Genomic DNA, 634 nt, shown 5'->3' with positions numbered 1-634 from the left:
GACTGCGCATGACTGGCTGAAATTCGGCGGCGTGGTTGCCGCCGCGATCGACGGGACCGATCGGGTAACGGTCTATATGGACGTTCCCGGGGGCGCCATCCACGCCAAGGCGACGGCGGATTTCGCTCTCGGCATGTTGTTGCGCAGCTACCGTTTCGACAAATACAAGACCAGCCATGATGACGGCGACGAGGCAAACAACAATCGCAAGGCAGCGCGCGTAACGCTCGTAACCAGTGGTTCTATTCTCGCTAAGCGTGCTTTCGAGACCGCGCAGGCTGTCGCCACAGGCGTCAACTTCGCCCGCGATCTGGTCAACGAGCCGCCGAACGTGCTTGGACCTTCGGAATTCGCTGCCCGGGTCAGGGAACTTGAGCCGCTGGGCGTCGAAGTCGAGATTCTCACCGACAAGGAGATGCGCCGGCTCGGTATGGGCGCGCTGCTTGGCGTGGCGCAGGGTTCCGTCCGTCCGCCGCGGCTGGTCGTGATGMAGTGGAAGGGGGGCAAGCCGAAGGATAAGCCCTATGCTTTCGTCGGCAAGGGCGTCGTCTTCGACACCGGTGGCATCTCGATCAAACCGGCGCCCAACATGGAAGAGATGAAGGGCGACATGGCGGGCGCCGCTGCCGTCACC

At 62.9% G+C, this 634-nt stretch carries 1 protein-coding gene; it reads left to right on the top strand.

All coding sequences use genetic code 11. The features are described 5' to 3' along the window. Positions 1–634, top strand: a 634-nt coding sequence (locus tag AC1D0P_RS26895; RefSeq protein WP_477679524.1) for a leucyl aminopeptidase family protein, incomplete at both ends; no start/stop codon positions are given.

It is taken from the genome of Polaromonas sp. P1_G2 (genome assembly GCF_056405515.1).
Note: the sequence above shows the minus strand (reverse complement) of the source record. Positions and strands in the feature narration are given on the sequence as shown.